Source organism: Methanocaldococcus indicus (assembly GCF_049554935.1).
Lineage (GTDB): Archaea > AGJL01 > Methanococci > Methanococcales > Methanocaldococcaceae > Methanocaldococcus > Methanocaldococcus indicus.
The window spans coordinates 758196-778058 of the sequence record NZ_CP186926.1 but is presented as its reverse complement, the minus strand read 5'-3'; the positions used below and the strand labels follow the sequence as shown (position 1 = coordinate 778058).

Here is a 19863-nt window from a genome sequence, read left to right as displayed (position 1 = left end):
TCAGCTATTTTCAATTAGTTTTTTATGAAGTGTTCTTACACATTCAACTAAATCCTTCTCATCAATAACAAAAGATATATTAACCTCTGAAGAACCCTGTGCTATCATTTTTATATTTGCTCCTGCCTCAGAGGCATAGGTAAATATCTTTCCTGCTATTCCTTTAGCTCCTTTCATTCCAGCTCCTACAACAGATACAACACATATATTTTTATCAACATCTATATCTCTAATTAAATTATTACTCAAAAATCCTCCTTTTTTAACACCATCAAACTCTTTTTTTAATGAAGAAACTGCTTTATCAACATCCTCCTCACTGATAACTAATGATATATTTGTCTCAGAAGAACCTTGACTTATTAATATAACATTTACATCCTTTAATGCACTGAAAATTCTTGCAACTGTCCCACTAACTCCAACCATTCCAGCTCCAAAGATATTTATTAAAGCTACATTTTTTATTGTTGTTATAGCTTTTACAATTTTATTATCAACTTCTATATTGTTGGTTATTAAAGTTCCTTCATTCTCAGGTTCAAAAGTGTTTTTAACCAATATAGGAATATTTTTCTCCATAGCTGGCTCTATTGTTCTTGGATGTAAAACTTTTGCTCCAAAATATGCTAATTCCATTGCCTCTATATAACTCAACTTTGGAATTCTTTTAGCATTTGGAACTAACTTAGGGTCAGAGGTATAAACTCCAGATACATCAGTCCATATTTCTATCCTATCAGCATCTAATCCATAACCAATTAAAGCGGCTGAGTAATCACTTCCCCCTCTTCCTAATGTGGTTATATAACCAGATTCACTTATACCAATGAATCCAGTCACAACAGGAATTATATTATTTTCTATTAAAGGAGATAATCTTTCTTTAACTTCCAATCTTAAAACTCTTGCATTTCCAAAGTTTTCATCAGTTATTATTCCTGCTTCTCCACCCTCCAAAGCTATTGAATTAAAACCTAAATCCCTTAAAGCTCCTGCTAATATTGGTGAGGATAACCTTTCTCCAAATGATAAAATGTAGTCTCTTGATTTTGGAGTTAGTTCCCCTAAGTAAGTAACACCTATTAAAACCTTTTCTAACTCATTTATCCTACTATCCACAATTTTTTTTACTAAATTTTTTATTTTTTCTGATTTAATAGCTTGTTCTATTGCAGAGTAATGTTTTTCTTTTATAAATTTTATAAAATCATTTACTTTTGTTAAATCCCTAACAGTTAAAGCTTTTTGAGAGATATCAATTAAGGCATTTGTAACCTCGCTCATAGCTGAAACTACTACAACAACATTGTTCCCTTCTTCAATCCTATTTTTTATGATATTTGCAACTCTTCTGATTCTTTCTCCATTTCCTACTGAAGTTCCTCCAAATTTCATAACTACAAGCATTTTCTCACACATATATCTTTTAAAAAGCATTCTTTACAATTTGGTTTTTTTCTACAAAAAGTTTTACAATGTTCAACAATTAAAGCATGATACTCCTTATATAGCTCCAAATCTTTTGGTAATGAACTTTCAAAAATATATTTTATTGTATCATAATCATCAGAATTAATAACTCCTAACCTATTAAACAATCTTTTTGTATAACTATCTACAACAAAACTTAGTCTATCTAATGCATATAAAAGGATTGTATCTGCTGTTTCTTTTCCTACACCTTTAACAGCTAATAATTTATTTCTCAAAACAGTTAAATCTTCTTTTGATTTAGCTAATTTTTCAGTATTGCCATAATTATTAACAATAAAAAAAGTAATATTTTTTAATCTTTTAGCTTTTATGTTGTAGAAGCCAGCTGGTTTAATAAGCTCTTTTAATTTTTCTTCCTCAACATCTAAAATTTTATATTCATCAAGTAAATCATAACTTTTTAAGTTTTGTATAGCTTTCTCAACATTTTTCCAAGAAGTGTTTTGAGTTAAAATAGCTCCAACAACTACCTCATATCTACTTTCAGCTGGCCACCAATTTTGTTTTCCAAAAAAATTTAAAAGTTTTTTGTAGATGTTTAATAACATTTTACATCTTTAATTTTTTATTGTTTTATTGCTCTTGTTATTTTGTATTGTCCAACAGCTTCAATATACTCAACATCTTGTCCTGGCTCTAATTCAATACCTTCTGGAATTGGCAATTCTAAGGTTTCATAAGTTTCATAGTCCATAATTTGAGCAGTTTCTCCAACTACTGCAATAACTTGTCCTCTTCTTCTGTCAATAATTGGAACTTCTACTTTACTTGATGTTGGAGCAACAAACTCTTTTTTAACTTTTTCAAATATTCCAATACCTACAACTCTTGCCTTTGCTCCACCATGTTTTCCTGGTTTTGAGACACTAATATCTACTATCTCACATGGAATTCCATCAATCATTACATACTGTCCAACTTTTAAAGAACCAACATTGACTTGTTTTGTTCCTGGCATCTCTTTCACCTTAAATAATTTAATATTTTTAAAGTTTGCTTAAAATTAAAACTTACATTACATTATATAAAACTTATGAAAATAAAAATGTATTTATTAATTTATATTATTGAATTATATTTTAGTATCCACACTATAATGGCTATTAAATAGAATGGGAAAACTCCAGAAGATAACCATTGTTTTTGATTTAAACTTTCTTCTCCTAAAATTTTTGCAGTAAGATGTCCAAATATAACTGCTCCTATAAATAAATAAATTAATGTTGTTATTCCACTAAATATACCCAATCCTGATGTATATACATAATTTGCAAAATATCCAAAAATTAAACCACCAATAGTATGAATTAAACAACACTTACCTTCAATTTCCATCTTATAACCTCTCTATTTTTTTTATTTTATATAGTTTTACTTTTTCTTTTGGTATATTGTTGTCTATTTTATAACTTTCAACAACCTCAACCTCATCATTAGCATATAGATTATTTATTTTTTCTATTAGAATATCACCTTCATCTAATAAAAATGCAAATTTCCTTTTTGTTTTTAATGAGTTTTTATTTATTTCTATTTCAACCTCTTCAAACTCCAAATTTATGTAAGAAAAGTCCATACTATCTCCTTAAATACTATTGCTAAAATGCCAAATAAAACCTCAATTAGCAAGATAACTGAAACTAAATAATACTCTTTCATAGGTTTAATCTTTAATATTAACCTTGGTAATGATAAGTATCCTGAGATGTAATAAAGTTTTCCATCTTCTCTTATTGTTGTTGGTTTATGCTCATCTCTACTCATAACTCCTGCTGATAAATATTTTAAAGATGCATCAATTATATAGGGAGCCATTATTATAAAAAATGGAATAATTTCATTGTAATATAATGATATAAATGATAAGAATGCACCTATTGGCAAAGTTCCACAATCTCCTGGGAATATTTTAGCTGGATATCTATTATAGAATAATAATCCTAAATAGATAAAAGAAAATGTTAAACATGCAATAAATCCTATATATTGATTATCTAACAACAATATAATTCCTAAGAATAGAGATGAGAGAACACCTAAACCAACTTCTAATCCATTAAACCCTGCTAACATATTTGTTAAATTTGAGAAAACCATAAACATTATACCCAAACCTATTGCAAAATATACATTAAAAGTTAAACCAAAAAAGAAACCAACTAAAAATAACAATATTAACTTTTCTTTTGGAGATAAATTTGATAAATCATCAATAACTCCAACAATTCCAGTAGATAATATAGGAACTAAAAATTCTAAATTTATATATGGAAAAACTAAACAAGATGATAACAATACTGCTAATCCTCCCATTTCTGGTACTTTATATCTTTCCAATTTATGAATATCATAACCAAACTTTTTTATTTTTTTAATTATAATCTTTGTTAGTATCAAAGATAACAAAAATCCTAATAAAGGGAAATATATTAATTTATCCATTTATCCACCCTGTATAACCAATAGCCAGAATAATTAATTTTATAAGAGATTTAACTACCAAAAGTTTTATATATAATATACATATTTAATTTTAAAGCTAATTCTCTTTTATAAGGGGATAACCTGAAAAGCCCATTTAGGGCAATGACAGGTCATATACAACAAAAGTTATATATTCATAGTTCATTTCTCATAACTTAAATAAATTTAGGAGGTTATTTAGTATGGTAAAATATCACAGACCAAGAAGAGGTTCATTAGGATTTAGTCCAAGAAAAAGAGCTAAAAGACCTGTGCCAAGAATTAGAAGCTGGCCAGATGAAGATAAAGTTAGATTGCAAGCTTTCCCTGTTTATAAAGCAGGAATGAGCCATGCTTTAATAAAAGAAGATAACCAAAAAAGTCCAAAAGCAGGACAAGAAGTATTTACTCCTATAACAATTTTAGAAGCTCCTCCAATAAATGTATTTGGAATTAGAGTTTATGGAAGAAATGAAAGAAACTATTTAACAACTTTAACAGAAGTTTGGGCTGATGAGTTAGATAGAGAGTTAGATAGAAAAATACAACTTCCAAAAAAAGAAGATAGAAAAACAGTTGATTACTTAGATGAGATAAAAGATAAAATAGAAGATGTTAGAGTTCTAATTCACACAAATCCTAAATTAACATGCTTACCAAAGAAAAAACCAGAAATATTAGAGATAAGAATTGGTGGAAAAGATATAGAAGAGAGATTAAACTACGCAAAAGAAATTTTAGGTAAGCAGTTGAAAATAACAGATGTCTTCCAAGAAGGAGAATTAATTGATACAATTGGAATAACAAAAGGTAAAGGATTCCAAGGAGTTATAAAAAGATGGGGAGTAAGAATACAACCAAGAAAACACAAAAGACAAGGATATGCAAGACACGTAGGTTCAATTAACCCATGGCAACCTAAAATGATAATGTGGACTGTTCCAAGACCAGGACAAATGGGATATCACCAAAGAACAGAATACAACAAAAGAATATTAAAAATAGGAAATAATGGGGAAGAAATAACTCCAAAAGGAGGATTTCCACACTATGGAGTTATAAAGAATGATTATGTTGTTTTAAAAGGAAGTGTTCAAGGACCACAAAAAAGATTAATTGTATTGAGAAGTGCAATAAGACCAGAAGAACCTTTAATAAAAGTCCCAGAAATTACATATATTAGTAGAGAATCAAAACAATAAAAATGGTGAATAAAACATGGAAGCTAAGGTTTATAACTTAAATGGAGAGGTAGTGAAAAATATTGAACTTCCAGAATTCTTTGAAACAGAATACAGACCAGATTTAATAAAAAGAGCATTTTTATCAGCTTTTACTGCAAGATTACAACCAAAAGGGACAGACCCATTAGCTGGAAAAAGAAGAAGTGCAGAAAGTTATGGTAAAGGTTATGGATTAGCAAGAGTTCCAAGATTACCAGGAGGAAGAGCTGCTTTAGCACCAATGACAGTTGGTGGAAGAAGAGCACATCCTCCAAAAGTTAAAAAAATTTTATGGGAAAGAATAAATAAAAAAGAAAGAATTAAAGCCATAAAAAGTGCTTTATCAGCTACAACAAATGTAGAATTAGTTAAAGCAAGAGGACATATATTTAATGTTGAAGAACTACCTATTATTGTTGAGAATGACTTTGAAAACTTAAAGAAAACAAAAGAAGTATATAGTGTTTTTGAAAAGTTAGGTTTGGCTGATGATGTTATAAGAGCTAAGGAAGGTAAAAAAATTAGAGCTGGAAAAGGAAAAATGAGAGGTAGAAGATATAGAAAACCAAAAAGTGTATTAGTTGTTGTTTCTGATAAATGTGACGCTATATTAGCATCAAGAAATCTCCCAGGAGTTGATGTAATAACTGCTAAAGATTTAAGTGTCCTACATTTAGCTCCTGGAGGAGTTGCTGGAAGATTAACTATCTACACAGAAGGAGCAATAGAAAAATTAAAAGAAAGATTCGGTGAATAAACATGGACCCATTTGATGTAATACTATATCCTGTTGTGACAGAAAAAGCAATAAGGTTGTTAGAAGAGGAAAATAAATTAGTATTTATAGTCCATAGAAAGGCAACAAAACAAGATATTAAAAAAGCAATGAAAGAGTTGTTTGATGTTGAAGTAGAGAAAGTAAATACATTAATTACACCAAAAGGAGAGAAAAAAGCTTATATTAAATTAAAAGAAGGATATGATGCAAGTAAAATTGCAGCAGAGTTAGGAATCTACTAAATTAGGTGATTAAACATGGGAAAAAGATTAATATCTCAAAGAAGAGGTAGAGGAGGTAGTGTATATACTTGTCCATCTCACAAGAGAAGAGGAGAAGTAAAATACAGAAAATTTGATGAATTAGAAAAAAATGGAAAAGTTGTAGGAAAAATTATTGATATACTTCACGACCCTGGGAGAAGTGCCCCAGTTGCTTTGGTTAAGTTTGAAACAGGAGAAGAAAAACTATACTTAGTTCCAGAAGGTTGTAAAGTTGGAGATATCTTAGAGTGTGGAGTTGGAGCTGAAATTAAACCAGGAAATGTTTTACCATTAGGAGAAATTCCAGAAGGGATTCCTGTATATAATATTGAGTCCATGCCAGGAGATGGAGGTAAAATTGTAAGAGCTGGAGGATGCTATGCTTATGTTATAACTCATGATAGAGTTAATGAAAAAACTTATGTTAAATTACCTTCTGGAAAGATGAAAGTATTTGATTCTAAATGTAGAGCTACTATTGGAGTTGTTGCTGGTGGAGGAAGATTAGAAAAACCAATGGTAAAAGCTGGTAAAAAGTATCATGCATTAAGAGCTAAAGCAATTAAATGGCCAAGAGTTAGAGGAGTTGCAATGAACGCAGTTGACCACCCATTTGGTGGTGGAAGACACCAACACACTGGTAAGCCAACAACTGTATCAAGAAAGAAAGCTCCTGCTGGTAGAAAAGTAGGACACATATCTGCGAGAAGAACAGGAGTTAGAAAATAAAGGGTGAGTTAGTATGGCAAGTAAGAGAGTAAGAAGAAAAAAGAAAAAACAAACTATATCTAAAAAGGTAGAGTTTAGATATAGAGGATATACATTAGAAGAATTACAACAAATGCCTATGAAAGAATTTATAAAATTACTACCAGCAAGACAAAGAAGAACAATATTAAGAGGTTTAACTCCAAAACAAAGAAAATTAGCTATAAAAATTAAAAGAGCAAGAAGATTATTAAACAAAGGTAAAGAACCAAGAATAATAAGAACACACTGTAGAGATTTTGTTATTACTCCAGATATGGTAGGATTAACCTTTGGAGTATATAATGGAAAAGAGTTTGTAGAAGTTAAAATAACACCTGAAATGATTGGGCACTATTTAGGAGAGTTCTCATTAACAAGAAAACCAGTACAACATGGTTCTCCTGGTATGGGAGCTACAAGGTCAAGTATGTTCGTTCCTATCAAATAATCTCATATATTTTACTTTTTTATTAATTGTATATTCATTTATTTAAATTAACCACTAAATAGAATTAAAGATATATATAGCATTTTTTACATAATTTACAATAAAATACTACAAATATAGAATATTATAAATAACCATGTGTGCGGTGGTTGTATGGAAGATTTTATGGCATGGTTCAATAAAGGGGTAGCATTAGCGAAGTTGGGCAAATATGAGGAAGCTATTGAATGTTACGATAAAGTTATTGAGTTAAATCCAAATTATGCTCCTGCATGGTATAATAAAGGGGTAGCATTAGCAAAATTGGGTAGATATGAGGAAGCTATTGAATGTTACAAAAAAGCTGTTGAGTTAAATCCTGATTATGTAGATGCTTGGTTCAATATGGGTGTTGCTTATGCAAAATTAGGGAAATATGAAGAAGCTATTAAATGTTATGATAAAGTTTTAGAATTGAATCCAAAAGATTATTATGCATGGAACAATAAAGGGGTAGCGTTAGCAAAATTAGGGAAATATGAGGAAGCTATTGAATGTTATAAAAAAGCTATTGAGTTAAATCCAAATTATGCAGATGCTTGGTATAATTTAGGATTAGCATTGACTAAGTTAGGAAAGTATGAAGAAGCTATTAAATGTTTTGATAAGGTTTTACAATTAAAACCAGAATATAAATCTGCAAAAGAATCTAAAGAACTTATTGAAAAGAAAATAAATGGAAGTAAAGAAAGACCAAAAAAACCAGCAACCATTGAGCTATCTATAGATAAATATAATTTTAAAGTAAATAGATGGACAAAATTGGAATTAGAAGTTAAAAACAATTCAGATGAAAAAGAATTTGAAAACATAATAGTAAAAATAAATTGTGAAGAATTTAAAGGTAAAAAACTACCAAAAATTAAGAAACTTAAACCTTCAGAATCTAAAAAATATATTATATATATAAAACCATTAGATTTAGGAGAAGTACCATTAGATTTTTATGTTGAATATGAAAGTAATGGTATTGTCAAAAATAAACTTATTAGTTTTGAAGTTAATGTAGAAGAATAAAAGATATGTTAAAGGTAAGAGAGTTATGGATGAAAAAGATATAAAATATATTGAAGAAAAGTTAGGAAGAAAGTTAAATGAGATTGAATTAGCAATGTTTGAGAACTTGTGGAGTGAGCATTGTGCTTATAGAACTTCTAAGAAACTTTTAAGAATTTTTTCAAAAACAATAAATGAGAAAACTAAAAAAGATATTGTTGTTGGAATTGGAGATGATGCAGCAGTTATAAGGCTAGATAGAGATATATGTTTAGCTTTGGCTATGGAAAGTCATAATCATCCTTCCTATATAGACCCTTATAATGGAGCTGCTACTGGTGTTGGAGGAATAGTTAGAGATGTTCTCTCAATGGGGGCTAAGCCAATAGCTCTTTTAGATAGTTTAAGATTTGGAAATCCTTTTGGAGAAGAAGGAGAGAAAGTTAGATGGTTAATTGATGGAGTTGTTAGAGGGATTGGAGATTATGGAAATAGGATAGGAGTTCCTACTGTTGGTGGAGAGACAGAGTTTGATGACTCTTTTAACTACAACAACTTAGTTAATGTAATTTGTGTAGGATTAGTTAAAGAAGAAGATATAATAAGAGGAAAAATAGATAAGCCAGGATATTCTTTAATCTTAGTTGGCTCTACTGGAAGAGATGGAATTGGTGGAGCAAGTTTTGCATCAAAAGATTTAACAGAAGAGAGTGAAGAAGATAGACCATCTGTTCAGATTGGAGATGCTTTTACTGAGAAAAATTTAATAGATGCTGTATTAGAGGCAATAAAAACTAAAAATGTTAAAGCAATGAAAGATTTAGGTGCAGCAGGTTTATCTGGGGCATCAACTGAGATGTGCTTATCTGGCTGTATGTTAGAGTTAGATAAAGTTATTTTAAGGGAACCATTAACTCCTTATGAAATAATGATTTCTGAAAGTCAGGAAAGAATGTTGTTAGCTGTTGAGAAAGGTTCTGAGAATGAAATTATAAAAATCTTTGAAAAATACAACTTACCTGCTGCTGTTATTGGTGAGACAACAGACAATGGTAGAATTATTGCAAAGTATAATGGAGAGGTTGTAGTTGATTTACCTATTGAGTTATTAACTAATGCTCCTCTCTATGATAGAGAAGAAAAGGCAGATATAAAGGAGAAGATAGATAATAAAGAGAACATCCCTCTCCCAGAAGATTTAAAGGAAGTAATACTAAAATTATTAGAAAGTCCTAATATCTGCTCAAAAGAATGGATTTATTCACAGTATGACTATGATGTGCAAATAAGAACTGTGGTTAAGCCAGGAAAAGATGCAGCTGTTTTAAAAATTGATAAACTCTATCCATTAGGAATTGGATTAGTTGCTGAATGTAATTCAAGATTTTGTAAGTTAAATCCATATATTGGTTCATTATATACTGTTGCTGAGGCAGTTAGAAATTTAGCAACTGTTGGAGCTAAGCCAATAGCATTTTTAGATAATTTAAACTTTGGAAATCCAGAAAAACCAGAAAGATATTGGCAATTAAAAAAATGTATTGAAGGTTTGGCAGAAGGTTGTTATGTATTTGAGATTCCAGTTGTTGGAGGTAACGTAAGTTTATACAATGAAAGTATTATAAAAGGAAAAGAGTATCCAATAAATCCAACTCCTGCAATAGCAATAATAGGAAGAATAAAGAATGTTGAAAATGTCCCAGGAGTATTTAAAAAACCTGAAGAAGGAGATATATTAGTTATAACAAATGAGACAAAAGATGAAATGGGAGGAAGTGAATACTATAAAGTTATCCATAATACTGAGGAAGGAATAGTTCCAAGAGTTAATTTAGAGAAAGAAAAAAGAATATACAACAAAGTTGTTGAACTTATTGAAGAAGGTGTTATAAAAGGAGCTAAGGACTGTGGTAGAGGAGGTTTAGCTATTGCTTTAGCTAAGTTTTGTTTAAATTACAATGTTGGAGCAGATATAGATTTAACATCATACAATAAAAATAATTTAAGGGAGGATATACTTTTATTCTCTGAAACATCAGGAAGAATAATTTTGGCAATAGATGAGAAAGATTTAGATAAAATTAAAGATGAATTTTATATAATTGGAAAAGTAAAAAGTAAAGATTATGGATTAAAAATTAAAGTTAATGATAAAGAGATTAAACTTAACTTAGATGAAATAAAAGAAAGTTATGAGAAAGCTTTTCCAAAAATTATGGGAGAACTTTAATTAAAGATTTTTTTGTAATTTAAATATCCCATTTCTTTTTAAATTTAAAATTTTATTTTGTGAGATAGTATGATATGCTTAGGTTTAGAAGGGACTGCAGAAAAGACAGGAGTTGGAATTATAACTGATGAAGGAGAGATTTTATTTAATAAGTCAGTTATTTACACTCCACCAAAGCAAGGAATAAATCCAAGGAAAGCAGCTGACCATCATGCAGAGACATTTCCTAAACTAATTGAGGAAGCTTTTGAAGTTGTGGATAAGAAAGATATTGATTTAATTGCATTCTCTCAAGGTCCTGGATTAGGTCCAAGTTTAAGAGTAACTGCAACAGCAGCAAGAGCATTAGCTTTATCATTAAATAAACCAATAATAGGAGTAAATCATTGTATATCCCATATAGAGATAGGAAAGCTAACAACAAAGTGTGAAGACCCACTAACACTATATGTAAGTGGAGGAAACACCCAAGTTATAGCTTATGTTTCAAATAAATATAGAGTTTTTGGAGAAACTTTGGATATAGCTGTTGGTAATTGTTTAGACCAACTTGCAAGGCATTTATCTCTTCCTCATCCAGGAGGGCCATATATTGAGGAATTAGCAAAAAAAGGAAAAAAATTGTTAGAATTACCTTACACTGTTAAAGGTATGGATGTTGCCTTTTCAGGATTATTGACAGCTTGCAAGAATGCTTATGATAGTGGGGAAAGTAAGGAAGATGTCTGTTTTTCTTTACAAGAGTATGCCTTTGCAATGCTTACAGAAATAACTGAAAGAGCTTTATCTCACACAAATAAAGGAGAGGTTTTATTAGTAGGAGGAGTTGCTGTAAATAAAAGATTACAAGAGATGATTAAAGAAATGGCAAAAGAGCAGGGGGCTGATTTTTATATTCCTCCAAGAGAGGTGTGTGGAGATAATGGAGTTATGATAGCTTGGTTAGGAATTTTAGAGTATAAAGCAGGAAAAAGAATGAATTTAGAAGATACTAAAATTATGCCTTATTATAGGACAGATATGGTTGATGTTGTTTGGATAAAAAATATTAAAGGAAAAAAGAGAGAATTACCTAAAGAGTTGATAGGAAAAGGTGCAGAGGCAAATATTAGGAAGGAGAAATATTTAGATTACTATGATGTTGTTATTAAAGAGAGAATAAAGAAGAGTTATAGACATAAAGATTTAGATGAAAGATTAAGAAAAGGAAGGACAAATAGAGAAGCTAAGTTATTAGCATTAGTTAAAGATTTAGATGTAAAAACTCCTTATGTATTTGATGTTGATTTAGAAAATAAAAAAATGGTTATTGAATATATTAAAGGAAAAGTTTTAAAAGATATAATTGAGAAAGATATAGAATTAGCTTATAAATTAGGGAAAGTTATTGGTACTCTTCATAAAAACAATATAGTTCATAATGATTTAACAACATCAAATGTAATTGTTAAAGATAATCAACTATATATTATTGATTTTGGTTTAGCTAAAATAACTGATATAGATGAGGATAAAGCTATTGATTTAATAGTGTTTAAAAAAGCTTTACAATCGACACATTATTATAGATTTGAAGAGATTTGGGATAAGTTTTTAAAAGGTTATAAAGAAGAAATTAAGAATATTGATGAGATATTAAAACTAATGGAGGATGTAGAAAAGAGAAAGAGGTATGTTATGTAGGTGACCACTATTATAAAAAAAAGTAATATTCTCAAATAGAGGACAAATTAGTATGGAAATTGGGATTTTAGTTTTAGCTTTTGTTATTGTTAGTTCAGTTTCAGCTTATTTTTATTTAAAACATTATTTAGATATTCCCCATAAAGATGTAGAAAGAACATATAATAGAACAATTCAAGCTTTGGCTAATTTATCAAATACATATTCTAATAAATTGTCTAATCTCACTATAAATTATTAAAATTTTTAAAATTCTAAGTCAATATTATAAATCTTTTCAATATTTTCTTTATGTATTTTATAGACCATATCTTCATTTAATATTCCTTTTTCTAAAAGTTTCCTTGTAACTCTTGGAACAGTTTTGATTCCTAAAACAACTCCTGGCCTTCTTAAATCATCTATATAGTCAGTTTCCATTACAAACCTTAGAGATTTTTTTATAATATCCTCTTTAACTCTTGTAGCTAAAATTGAAGGAAAAATTTTGTATTTCTCTCCTTCTAAAACCATATCTCCACAGTGATGCTTAACAACTCTTTCAGGATTTAAACCAGCTTCTTTGGCCATATTATAAAACTCTTTAAATTGTTCTTCATTTGAGCTTTCAGCATGTATCTGAATAGCACAACCAACATCTTTTGCTAATTCCATACAATATTTTAAAATCTCATTTGATACTTTCCAAACTTCTTCACTTACAGGATAGTGTGGTCTTCCTACTTCACCAATCCCTACAATAAAATCATGTTCCTCAACAAGTTTTTTTGCATAATTTAAAGCATCTATGATTTTATTTTTTGCTTCTTCTAAACTCATAAATTTCATTAAATAAGTTAGTTCAGCAGGATGCACACCAACCAAACCAAAAGCTTTAACAGAAGTATTTTTATTTATTTTTTCTACATCTTTAATTAAGATGTCCATTGACTTTGTTAGGTTTAAATCAAATGTTGGTTTATTTAAAACAATCATTACTTTTCCTCCAGCATTGTAAAATGTTTTAGCTACCTTCTCAGCTCCATAACCATTTTTATCATCAACATGAATATGATTGTCTGTTATTGGCAAATTTTTTAAAATATCCACATTCTCACACATTTTAATAGAATTTAAAAATATTTCTAATATTATTTTTATAATGAACAAATTCTAAAATTATTTCATCAATTTTATTTAAATCTATCTCAACAATACCATATTTTTCAGTAGCTATTTTAATTATACCATCCTCTTCATCAAATTCAAAAAATTCTCCTTCAATATGTACTCTTCCAAAATAAATCTCAACATACTCTCCTTCATCAATCTCATCAATAATATATTCAAATATTTCTTTTATATTTTTTTTATTAAATTCATTAGTAGTAGTTGTTGTCATAAAAACCACAATTTAAGATTAATTAGTATGATTTATTTTTATAACATAAAAGCTTTAATATAAACATTTAAAATACATTACATATTAAATCTTTAAATAAAGAGATATTAAGAAGGTGATAGTCAATGAGAAACTTATTGATATTTTTATTACTTTCAGTAGTTGTTGTTTTATCTGCAGGATGTTTTGAGAATGTTAAAGAGCCAAAGGTATATTTTGAAGGAGTTGAGATTAAAAATATAAATGAAAAAAATACTAACATAGTTTTTAAAATAGTTATAGACAATCCAAATTCAATAAGTATTACTTTAAAAAAGATAAGTTTTGATATATATGCACTAAACAATGGAAATAAAATATTTTTAGGACATGGTGAAAAGTCAAATGTTGAAATAACTTCTGGAAATAATACAATTGAAATTCCAATAACCTTATCTACTGATAAATTAATTAATATTATAAAAGAAGGAAGTAACACAATTCCTGTAGAGGTTGATGGTAATATTAGTATAGACTTAAAAATAACAACAATAAGCATTCCTATCAAATATCAGACAGACATAAAAATAACTGATGAAATAAAAGAGGCTATCAAGGAAATAATACTAAATAAGTATAAAGAAACTGTAGAATAAACCATAAAGTTATTATTTTTATTTATTTGCTTTATCTATTTATTTTATTTTTCTATTTTTGCAAAGTTATATATAGAATAAGATATTATTGTTACTTAAATATTTTTAAAGATGTGAAAAAATGAATTTTAGTGATTTTAATCTTTCAGAGAATACTTTAAAAGCTATAAACAAAAAAGGATATAAAACACCAACAGAGATACAAAAAGAAGTAATTCCTATTTTTTTAAATGAAAATGTGAATATAGTTGCACAAGCAATAACTGGTAGTGGTAAAACAGCTGCTTTTGCAATTCCTTTAGTTGAGTTGGTTAGTGAAAAAAATGAAGCTTTAATATTAACACCAACAAGAGAGTTGGCTATTCAAGTAGCAAATGAAATAGAAAGTTTAACAAATAATTTAAAAGTAGTTAAAATTTATGGTGGAAAACCTATATATCCTCAAATTAAAGAATTAAAAAAATCAAATATTGTGGTAGGAACTCCAGGAAGAGTTTTAGACCACATTAATAGAGGGACATTTAATTTAGATAATGTAAAATATTTAGTATTAGATGAAGCTGATGAAATGTTAAATATGGGATTCATTGATGATGTTGAAAAAATTATAAGAAAATGTGAAAATTTAGAGAGAATTTTATTATTCTCTGCAACTATGCCAAAAGAAATTTTAAATTTAGTAAAAAAATATTTAGGAGATTATAAATTTATAAAAATTGAGATAAGCAATAAAATAGAACAATCATACTATTTAATTAAAAATGATAATGAAAAATTTAATAAATTAGTTAATTTGTTAAAATCTGATTTTTATGGAATTGTGTTCTGTGAAACAAAAAAAGAAACTAAAATTTTAACTAAAAAATTAAAAGATAAAGGAATAAAAGTGGAAGAGATACATGGAGATTTAAAACAGAATGCAAGAGAAAGAGCCGTAAGATTACTAAAAAATAAGAAGATTAAAGTATTAATATCAACAGATGTTATGTGTAGAGGAATAGATATTAGAGATTTAACTCATATTATAAATTATAATTTACCTAATTCTCCTGAGAAATATATTCATAGAATAGGAAGAACTGGGAGAGCAGGAAAAAAAGGTCATGCTATCTCATTAATTCATAGAAGAGACTTAAAAAAACTAAGAGATATAGAAAGAATAAATAAAATAAAAATAAATAAAGCTGAATAAAATAAAAAATTATTTTTTGTTTCTTGGCATACACAAGATTTCTCTTGCTTCTATGTTAAAGAATGTGTTCATATTTGCAGGTTTTATAACCATAGCTGTATCTGCCCCTCTACTAGTTCCACCTATTGCTATAACTTCCTCCTTAGCTTTTATTAATCCTGCATCACATGCCATAATAGTTATTTCATAACAAACTTTAACTCCTTGTCCAAATGTTCTCAAAGTTTCTGCTATTACTTGAACTGGCCCATAACCTCCCAATTTGTTGGATATTCCTCTCTCAACTCCACTTAAAGCATGAGTACCTCTAAAAACTTTTGCACCTCTTTTTGTTAGTTCTTCTTCAACTTCCTTAGGCATAGATATTTTATCTTCTCCATGAAAACCTTGGTGATAGGTAACAACAACTACATTTAAATTTAGATTCTCTTTTTCTAACAAATCTAAAAGTTTTTTAGCAGTATCTCCATAAGAAGATGCAACGACTATACTCTTAATATCTCCCTTTTTAGCTCTCTCAACAGCTATTTTTAGTGTTTCATCAGTATTTTGTTTTCCTGGTTTGTCAAACAATATCATGTTTTCACTCTAATTTTCTCTTTTTTATAAGCTCATCAAACAACTTAATAATATCTTTTGAGGATATAACACCTATTATTCTATCTTCACATGAAGATTTAACATATATATGATGAATCTTATTTTCTACCATAATATTAATAGCTTTTTCCAAAGGAACTTCTGGACTTACAGTTACAATCTTAGTGGTCATTACATCCTCAGCAGTTAATTCTTCCAATTTTTCATAATTTTTTAGAATATCCAAATCAGTTATTATTCCCCAAAATTGCTCTCCATCAGATACTACAACAGAGGAAATGTTATATTTGTTCATTATCTCAACTATTTCCACCAACTTAGTTTCTAATGGAACCTCCACTATTCCTTTTGTCATTACATCTCTAACTAAGTATCCTGAAATCATAAACTCACCTTATATAACCTTGCTCTTTATGGTTTTTATTTTCTTTTTCTTTTTTTATTTCTTCTAACTTATGATATAATAATGATTTTTCCCAATTAGATATAAATTCATAAATTTTCAAAAGAGAATCTTTTGTTTTACTATCTTCAATAAACTGTCCAAAATATATAAGAGCAACTATCAGCTTTCTAATATCATCTTTATATTTTTTGTATATGTATTCTATATCTTCTGATAATGTATTGGAATGTTCAACTGCATCAACAAGAGTATAGAAAATATCATTTAAATCATTTTCATCTAATCCAACAGCACTAACCCATGAATTTTTTGTATGGTCAAATTTTATGTCCTCTATTAGTATTATATATTTTTTAGCTTTTTCAATAATCTCTTTATTATCTCCTTTAAAACCCTCTTCTACAACAACATATTTATCTTTTACTAACTTTAATAACTTACCTTCGTTATTATCTATTATTATTTTATATACATTTAATCCATTTTTTATAATTATGACATTCTCAGATAGTTCAAGAACTTCCATACTCAACCTCCAAAAAGATTTAAATTAAAAATATGTAGTGTGGTATAGTTATATTTTTTTGCTTATAATTATAAAATTTTAATTGGGTGATATATTTGAAAATGCTTCTAATACATGCAGATTATTTAGAGTTTGAAGCTAAGCAAAAAACAAAAATAGCAGAGGAGACAGATAACTTAAAAGGAAAAATGGAGGATTGTTTAGTTTGTTTTATAGCTGTTGAGAAAGAAGATGAAAAAAATCCTGAAAGTGTTGTAAATAAAGCAATTGAAGAAATAGAAAATGTAATTTCACAAATAAAAGTTAATAATGTTGTTATCTATCCTTATGCACATCTATCTAAAAATCTCTCTTCTCCAGAAGTTGCTTTAAAAGTTTTAAAATCATTAGAGGAAAGATTAAAGAATAAGTATAATGTTTTAAGAGTTCCTTTTGGTTGGTATAAAGCATTTAAATTAAGTTGTAAAGGACATCCTCTAAGTGAGTTATCAAGAGAGATATATCCAGAAGAAGAGAAAGAAGAAAAAGAACAAATTGAATCTAAATTTTATTTAGTCAAAGATGGTAAATTAATAGAACTAAACAAAGATAATTTAGATATTATAGAGGATAATGAACTATTAGCTTTGGCTAAGTATGAATTAGGAATTAAAGAAAGTTCTGAAAAAGAACCAGTCCATATAAAGATTATTGGGGAGAAAGATATATGTTCTTATGAAGATGCATCAGATGCTGGACATTTTAGATGGTATCCAAAAGGGAAATTAATTAGAGATTTATTGGCTGATTATGTTTATAATTTAGTAGTATCTTATGGAGCTATGCCTGTTGAAACACCTGTTATGTATGATTTGGGAGTTAAAGCTATTAAAGAGCATGCTGATAAGTTTGGAGAGAGACAGTATAGATTTAGACAAGGTAATAGAGATTTAATGCTAAGATTTGCAGCATGTTTTGGACAGTTTATGATGAAAAAAGATATGTATCTTCTCCCTAAATATTTGCCTTTAAAGCTTTATGAACTTTCTACTTACAGTTTTAGATATGAACAAAGAGGAGAATTGGTAGGATTAAAGAGATTAAGATGCTTTACAATGCCAGATATGCACACATTATGTTTAGATTTAAAGCAAGCTATGGAAGAGTTTGAAAAACAGTTCTGGATGTGTCTAAAAACTGGAAATGATTTAAATGTATCTTACAATGTAATATTCAGATTTACAGAAGATTTTTTCAGTGAGTATAAAGATTGGATTTTAAAATTAATTAATGAGTATATAGAAAAATACAATAAAGATGTAATTTTAGAGCTCTTACCTAAAAGAAAACACTACTGGGTTGGAAAGGTAGATATTGCTGTTATAGATAGTTTAGGAAGACCAATTGAAAACCCAACAGTTCAGATAGATGTTGAAAGTAGCAAGAGATTCAATATAAAAGTAGATGATAAATATCCAATTATATTACACTGTTCTCCAACAGGTTCTATTGAGAGGGCATTATGTGGAATTTTAGAGAGTGAAGGTAGTAAAAAAGAGTCTTTACCATATTTACCATTGTGGTTATCTCCAATACAAGTTAGAATCATCCCAGTTAAAGAAGAATATTTAGATAAAGCAATTGAAATAGCTAATAAGTTGAAAGAGAATAATATTAGAGTAGATGTAGATGATACAGATAATAGAGTTGGTAAAAAAATAAGAAATGCTGGAAAGGATTGGGTTAATTATGTTGTTGTTTTAGGAGAGGATGAAATAAAAAACAACTATCTAACAGTTACAATTAGAGAAAAATCAACATTAAAAAATAGCTATAAAGTTAAAATGAGTGTTGATGAATTAATAAATGAAATAAAAGAAAAAACTAAAAACTATCCATTTAGACCATTACCTCTTCCAATGTTATACTCAAAACAACCAAAGTTCCATTAAGTTCCCATAATTGTTCTAAATAAGTCTCTTAATCCAGGAGCTAATCCTAATGCCATAATACATAGCTTTATTATATTCCTTAAATCTTCATTATCTACATCTTTATTTAGAATGTAGAGAATAACTAAAACAACAGTTGTTTTTATTATTAAGAAAGAGTAAGGAGTAAAGTGCTCCATTAAAAATCTTGGTATAGGATGCTGCTCCCAATAATGAAAAAATGCTATTCCAACTGTTGTAGCAGTTGCATCTGTTAATTGCCCTATAACTGCTAAATAATCTAATCTATCTTTTAAAATATTTATTTTTTTATTTATTAAATATACAACTATTAAAACAGGAGAAAATAATAAAATGAAATAAATAAAGGCTTCTGGATGATGAATATGTTTAAAGAATACAGTTAAAAAATATAATAATGGAATAGCCCCAATAACAGCAGAAACTTTATAATAATTATCTTTAAAAAAATAAGCTGATAAAAGAATTGTTATAATGAAAAATCCTCCAACTAAAAAGATAATTCCAGGAGTAATTGTTAAAAAACTTCTTTCTATATATCCTAAATCTACCAAAGCTCTCATTAAAGCAATTAATACAGCAAAAACAACAGAAGGAATGGCAAATTTAAAATCTATCTTAACATCTAACTTTTTTAGTCCTAAGTAGAATAGATACAATGCAAAAGCTAAAATAGCTCCATAAGTAATTTCTTGAACTAAATTATAACCACTTCCAGTTTCTGCTGGTAAAATATAATACTTATAAATAAATTCTTTAATATAATCTATTATCAAATTTATCACACAAATCTTATTTTGC

At 28.2% G+C, this 19863-nt stretch carries 24 protein-coding genes; 12 read left to right on the top strand and 12 right to left on the bottom strand.

Annotated elements, in window-relative coordinates; all coding sequences use genetic code 11:
• The 6 genes from ACPB8Q_RS04365 to ACPB8Q_RS04340 form a co-directional block, all read right to left on the bottom strand.
• The gene (locus ACPB8Q_RS04365) at window positions 1-1410 is read right to left on the bottom strand and encodes an aspartate kinase (protein WP_423791971.1); all 1410 of its coding nucleotides are present in this window, start codon (window positions 1408-1410) and stop codon (window positions 1-3) included.
• On the bottom strand, window positions 1401-2045 hold the full coding sequence (locus ACPB8Q_RS04360; RefSeq protein ID WP_423791970.1) for an endonuclease III domain-containing protein: 645 nt from the start codon (window positions 2043-2045) through the stop codon (window positions 1401-1403). Before ACPB8Q_RS04360 ends, ACPB8Q_RS04365 begins: the two co-directional genes overlap by 10 nt.
• Window positions 2046-2062: 17 nt before the next feature.
• The gene (gene eif5A, locus ACPB8Q_RS04355; RefSeq protein ID WP_423791969.1) at window positions 2063-2455 is read right to left on the bottom strand and encodes a translation initiation factor IF-5A; all 393 of its coding nucleotides are present in this window, start codon (window positions 2453-2455) and stop codon (window positions 2063-2065) included.
• Window positions 2456-2556: 101 nt separating this feature from the next.
• Complete coding sequence (locus ACPB8Q_RS04350) at window positions 2557-2832, bottom strand: hypothetical protein (RefSeq protein WP_423791968.1); 276 nt, start codon at window positions 2830-2832, stop codon at window positions 2557-2559.
• Window position 2833: 1 nt separating this feature from the next.
• Window positions 2834-3073, bottom strand: a complete 240-nt coding sequence (locus ACPB8Q_RS04345) for a hypothetical protein (RefSeq protein ID WP_423791967.1) — start codon at window positions 3071-3073, stop codon at window positions 2834-2836.
• Window positions 3055-3939, bottom strand: coding sequence for an MraY family glycosyltransferase (locus ACPB8Q_RS04340; protein WP_423791966.1), 885 nt, complete (start codon window positions 3937-3939; stop codon window positions 3055-3057). Before ACPB8Q_RS04340 ends, ACPB8Q_RS04345 begins: the two co-directional genes overlap by 19 nt.
• A gap of 224 nt (window positions 3940-4163) precedes the next feature.
• Here ACPB8Q_RS04340 and ACPB8Q_RS04335 point away from each other — a divergent pair, with 224 nt between their 5' ends.
• From ACPB8Q_RS04335 to ACPB8Q_RS04295, 9 genes are all read left to right on the top strand, one after another.
• A complete protein-coding gene (locus tag ACPB8Q_RS04335) occupies window positions 4164-5162 on the top strand; it encodes a 50S ribosomal protein L3 (RefSeq protein WP_423791965.1) in 999 nt (332 codons plus the stop codon).
• Between the two features lie 16 nt (window positions 5163-5178).
• Entirely contained in the window at window positions 5179-5940 is a 762-nt protein-coding gene (rpl4p, locus tag ACPB8Q_RS04330) for a 50S ribosomal protein L4 (protein ID WP_423791964.1), read from the top strand.
• A 2-nt stretch (window positions 5941-5942) separates the two neighbouring features.
• On the top strand, window positions 5943-6203 hold the full coding sequence (locus ACPB8Q_RS04325; RefSeq protein WP_423791963.1) for a 50S ribosomal protein L23: 261 nt from the start codon (window positions 5943-5945) through the stop codon (window positions 6201-6203).
• Between the two features lie 15 nt (window positions 6204-6218).
• Window positions 6219-6953 (top strand): 50S ribosomal protein L2, encoded by a 735-nt coding sequence (locus ACPB8Q_RS04320; RefSeq protein WP_423791962.1) that lies wholly within the window; start codon window positions 6219-6221, stop codon window positions 6951-6953.
• A 13-nt stretch (window positions 6954-6966) separates the two neighbouring features.
• Window positions 6967-7422 (top strand): 30S ribosomal protein S19, encoded by a 456-nt coding sequence (gene rpsS / locus ACPB8Q_RS04315; protein WP_423791961.1) that lies wholly within the window; start codon window positions 6967-6969, stop codon window positions 7420-7422.
• Window positions 7423-7575: 153 nt separating this feature from the next.
• A complete protein-coding gene (locus ACPB8Q_RS04310) occupies window positions 7576-8478 on the top strand; it encodes a tetratricopeptide repeat protein (RefSeq protein ID WP_423791960.1) in 903 nt (300 codons plus the stop codon).
• 25 nt (window positions 8479-8503) lie between these two features.
• Complete coding sequence (gene purL / locus ACPB8Q_RS04305; RefSeq protein ID WP_423791959.1) at window positions 8504-10687, top strand: phosphoribosylformylglycinamidine synthase subunit PurL; 2184 nt, start codon at window positions 8504-8506, stop codon at window positions 10685-10687.
• 69 nt (window positions 10688-10756) lie between these two features.
• Window positions 10757-12370 carry a bifunctional N(6)-L-threonylcarbamoyladenine synthase/serine/threonine protein kinase gene (locus tag ACPB8Q_RS04300; RefSeq protein WP_423791958.1) on the top strand — a complete coding sequence of 538 codons (1614 nt, stop codon included), beginning with the start codon at window positions 10757-10759 and terminating at the stop codon, window positions 12368-12370.
• Window positions 12371-12395: 25 nt separating this feature from the next.
• The gene (locus ACPB8Q_RS04295) at window positions 12396-12611 is read left to right on the top strand and encodes a class III signal peptide-containing protein (RefSeq protein ID WP_423793408.1); all 216 of its coding nucleotides are present in this window, start codon (window positions 12396-12398) and stop codon (window positions 12609-12611) included.
• Window positions 12612-12616: 5 nt separating this feature from the next.
• On the opposite strand, the gene ACPB8Q_RS04290 is transcribed toward ACPB8Q_RS04295, so the two are convergent.
• Both ACPB8Q_RS04290 and ACPB8Q_RS04285 read right to left on the bottom strand, forming a co-directional pair.
• Entirely contained in the window at window positions 12617-13459 is an 843-nt protein-coding gene (locus ACPB8Q_RS04290; protein WP_423791957.1) for a TatD family hydrolase, read from the bottom strand.
• A 13-nt stretch (window positions 13460-13472) separates the two neighbouring features.
• Entirely contained in the window at window positions 13473-13751 is a 279-nt protein-coding gene (locus ACPB8Q_RS04285) for a DUF2097 family protein (protein ID WP_423791956.1), read from the bottom strand.
• A 125-nt stretch (window positions 13752-13876) separates the two neighbouring features.
• Here ACPB8Q_RS04285 and ACPB8Q_RS04280 point away from each other — a divergent pair, with 125 nt between their 5' ends.
• Entirely contained in the window at window positions 13877-14386 is a 510-nt protein-coding gene (locus ACPB8Q_RS04280) for an LEA type 2 family protein (RefSeq protein ID WP_423791955.1), read from the top strand.
• 121 nt (window positions 14387-14507) lie between these two features.
• Window positions 14508-15578, top strand: coding sequence for a DEAD/DEAH box helicase (locus ACPB8Q_RS04275; RefSeq protein ID WP_423791954.1), 1071 nt, complete (start codon window positions 14508-14510; stop codon window positions 15576-15578).
• Window positions 15579-15587: 9 nt separating this feature from the next.
• Here ACPB8Q_RS04275 and ACPB8Q_RS04270 read toward each other — a convergent pair whose 3' ends face one another.
• From ACPB8Q_RS04270 to ACPB8Q_RS04260, 3 genes are read right to left on the bottom strand one after another with little or no spacing between them, the layout of a single operon-like run.
• Entirely contained in the window at window positions 15588-16157 is a 570-nt protein-coding gene (locus tag ACPB8Q_RS04270; protein ID WP_423791953.1) for a pyruvate kinase alpha/beta domain-containing protein, read from the bottom strand.
• A gap of 4 nt (window positions 16158-16161) precedes the next feature.
• Window positions 16162-16563, bottom strand: coding sequence for a cyclic nucleotide-binding/CBS domain-containing protein (locus tag ACPB8Q_RS04265; RefSeq protein ID WP_423791952.1), 402 nt, complete (start codon window positions 16561-16563; stop codon window positions 16162-16164).
• A 4-nt stretch (window positions 16564-16567) separates the two neighbouring features.
• The gene (locus ACPB8Q_RS04260) at window positions 16568-17110 is read right to left on the bottom strand and encodes a hypothetical protein (protein ID WP_423791951.1); all 543 of its coding nucleotides are present in this window, start codon (window positions 17108-17110) and stop codon (window positions 16568-16570) included.
• A gap of 95 nt (window positions 17111-17205) precedes the next feature.
• On the opposite strand from ACPB8Q_RS04260, the gene ACPB8Q_RS04255 reads away from it, so the two are divergent.
• Window positions 17206-19041: a threonine--tRNA ligase gene (locus tag ACPB8Q_RS04255; protein WP_423791950.1), complete on the top strand. Its 1836-nt coding sequence runs from the start codon at window positions 17206-17208 to the stop codon at window positions 19039-19041.
• Here ACPB8Q_RS04255 and ACPB8Q_RS04250 read toward each other — a convergent pair.
• Window positions 19038-19835 (bottom strand): DUF63 family protein, encoded by a 798-nt coding sequence (locus ACPB8Q_RS04250; RefSeq protein WP_423793407.1) that lies wholly within the window; start codon window positions 19833-19835, stop codon window positions 19038-19040. The two genes, ACPB8Q_RS04255 and ACPB8Q_RS04250, sit on opposite strands and share 4 nt — an antisense overlap.
• Window positions 19836-19863 lie beyond the last annotated feature (28 nt).